At 73.5% G+C, this 2,508-nt stretch carries 4 protein-coding genes; 3 read left to right on the top strand and 1 reads right to left on the bottom strand.

Annotation, left to right across the window (positions count from 1 at the left end; all coding sequences use genetic code 11):
• Nucleotides 1–391 (bottom strand): hypothetical protein (locus tag SACSA_RS25490; RefSeq protein ID WP_019812523.1); only part of this gene is annotated, 391 nt, incomplete at its 3' end.
• A 100-nt stretch (nucleotides 392–491) separates the two neighbouring features.
• Here SACSA_RS25490 and SACSA_RS0100195 point away from each other — a divergent pair.
• The 3 genes from SACSA_RS0100195 to SACSA_RS20805 form a co-directional block, all read left to right on the top strand.
• Nucleotides 492–1,256: an SDR family NAD(P)-dependent oxidoreductase gene (locus tag SACSA_RS0100195; RefSeq protein ID WP_019812525.1), complete on the top strand. Its 765-nt coding sequence runs from the start codon at nucleotides 492–494 to the stop codon at nucleotides 1,254–1,256.
• Between the two features lie 11 nt (nucleotides 1,257–1,267).
• Nucleotides 1,268–1,855 (top strand): orotate phosphoribosyltransferase, encoded by a 588-nt coding sequence (gene pyrE / locus SACSA_RS0100200; protein WP_048876274.1) that lies wholly within the window; start codon nucleotides 1,268–1,270, stop codon nucleotides 1,853–1,855.
• A 271-nt stretch (nucleotides 1,856–2,126) separates the two neighbouring features.
• Nucleotides 2,127–2,508, top strand: a 382-nt coding sequence (locus SACSA_RS20805; RefSeq protein WP_019812529.1) for a DUF2784 domain-containing protein, incomplete at its 3' end; no start/stop codon positions are given.

Raw genomic sequence — 2,508 nt, forward strand, 5'->3', positions numbered from 1 at the left:
CCTCGCCGCCCCGCACGGGGCCGCGCGCCGCTCGGGCACGGCCACGTCCGTCGGCGTCCTGCTCCGGCGGCGCCACCCCGAGTTCGCCGACGATCCGGGGAGGTGGATCGTTCGGGGGCGGTGGGTCCTTTCGGGGAGGGGCGTCGTCCGGGAGACCGCCCGTGCCGGACAGGTCGAGGGTGCCGGTGAACCTGCCACCGTCCTGCGCCGACAGCTCCCGGTAGGTCACGGTGTGCTCCACCGGCTCGGAACCGGCCGCGTAGCCCTCGGCGTAGGAGCCGGGGTCGGTTCCGGCGCGGGCCGGGAAGCCGGGGCTCGCGGGGTCGGCATGGTCGGTCGCCGCGATGAAGCCACGGACGAACGACAGGTAGTCGAAGGCACCGTTCTCCATGGGGAGTCATTCCTCGGTCGGGTGAGGCTCGCGGTTACCGCATGTCGAAACATACTGCCTGTCACCGGCGGGGTGATCGTCAGGGCGGTAGTGTGCGGCCATGCCGGTCGCACTGATCACGGGAGCCACCGCGGGCATCGGGGCGGTGTTCGCGGAGCGGCTCGCCACCGAGGGCTTCGATCTCGTCCTCGTCGCGCGGGACGCGGAACGGCTCGACGACCGTGCCCGCCGACTCGGAGACGCCCATCCGGTGACCGTCGAGACGATCATCGCGGACCTGGCCACCGAGCAGGGCAGGTCCGCGGTCGAGCGGCGCCTGGCCGACGGCGTGGACATGCTGGTCAACAACGCGGGCCTGGGCCTGTCCGGGGAGTTCTGGACCGCCACCGCGGAGGCACTACAGCGCCAGCTCGACGTCAACGTCACCGCCGTGCTGCGGCTGACCAGGGCGGCGGTGCCCACGATGCTGGAGCGTGGCAGGGGGGACGTGATCAACGTGTCCAGCGTGGCCGGATTCTTCTCGGGCCGCGGCTCCACCTACACCGCCAGCAAGGCGTGGGTGACCTCGTTCTCCGACGGGCTGGCCTCGTCGCTGCACGGGAGCGGCGTGCGGGTGCTGGCGCTGTGCCCGGGATTCACGCACACCGAGTTCCACGAGCGCGCGGGGCTGGAGAAGTCCGGCCCTTCGGTGTTCTGGCTCGACGCCGGGCGGGTGGTCGACGAGGCGCTGGCCGATCTGCGCGCGGGCCGGGTCGTCTCGGTCCCGAGCAAGCGGTACAAGGTGGTCGCCACGGTCGCGAGGTTCCTGCCGCGTGGCCTGGTGCGGCGCCTGGGCGGCCGCTTCGCGGGTCGCGATCGCACGTGACGCCGGGGGTCGTGTCAGACTTGGCCCCTGTGGCGAACCAGACCCCTTCCCCCGACCGAGCAGCGACGATCGAACTGGCCCGGCTGGTCACCGAACTGTGCGTGATCCGCGGCCGGGTGCGCCTCGCCTCGGGCGCCGAGGCCGATTACTACGTCGACCTGCGCCGGGCGACTCTCCACCACGCGGCGGCCCCGCTGATCGGCACCTTGTTGCGGCAGCTCACCGCCGATTGGGACTACGTGGCCGTGGGCGGGCTGACGCTCGGCGCCGACCCCGTGGCCACGGCGATGCTGCATTCCGCCGCGGCCGAGGACGTGGTCCTCGACGCCTTCGTCGTGCGCAAGTCGCTCAAGGAGCACGGCACGCAGCGCCGCATCGAGGGCATGGAGGTCGCGGGCCAGCGCGTGCTCGCCGTCGAGGACACCTCCACCACGGGCGGCAGCGTGCTCACCGCCGTCGAGGCCCTGCGCGAGGCGGGCGCGACGGTCGTCGGCGTGGCCACCGTGGTCGACCGGGACACCGGCGCGCGGGAGGCCATCGAGAAGGAGGGCCTGGCCTACCGCTCCCTGCTCGGCTTGGACGACCTCGGCCTCGCCTGACGATCGCGTACCCGGCCACCCGGCCACCCGGCCACCCGGCCACCCGGCCGGACGGTGCGGCCCGGCCCGGGCCGGGTGAGTGTGTCGAGGACCGCCCACCCGGCCGGGGCCTGCTCTGCCCGGTGCGGACCGCTCGTATCCGTCCCCGTGCGCGCCGTGCGCGAGTACGGTGGGTGGTGATCGCCTGTCGTGGTGTGCGTTCGGCACGCGGCACGCCCGGCGGGCGCGACCGGGACACGGCCCGCGTTCGCGGGGCGGAACGGGTGGAGCGATGCTGGGGTTGCTGACCGTCCTGACGACCGCCGTGCACTTCGCGGCGCTGCTGTTCATCGGGCTCGGGGGTTTCCTGGCGTGGTACCGGCCGCGTGTTCTCGTGTGGCACGTGCCGCTGGCCTGCTGGGGTGTGGCCGTCAACGTGCTGCCGTTGCCGTGCCCGCTGACACTGGCCGAGGACCACCTGCGCCGGATGCGCGGCCTGCCTCCGCTTGAGGGCGGGTTCAACGAGCACTACATCTACGACACCCTGTTCCCCCGCGAGCTGCTGCCGGTCGTGGGCGCGGGAGCGCTGGCGCTGGTGCTCGTGTCGTACCTGGGCGTCGCTGTCCGGTCCCGCGGGCGCCGCGCCGACGGTCCGGCACCCGCACCGCGCGCCC

The organism is Saccharomonospora saliphila YIM 90502 (assembly GCF_000383795.1).
Taxonomy (GTDB): Bacteria; Actinomycetota; Actinomycetes; order Mycobacteriales; family Pseudonocardiaceae; genus Saccharomonospora; species Saccharomonospora saliphila.

What these genes read in the sequence shown, in the direction of transcription:
- SACSA_RS0100195 (WP_019812525.1), top strand. Translation starts at nt 492, where the DNA reads ATGCCGGTCGCACTGATCACGGGAGCCACCGCGGGCATCGGGGCGGTG.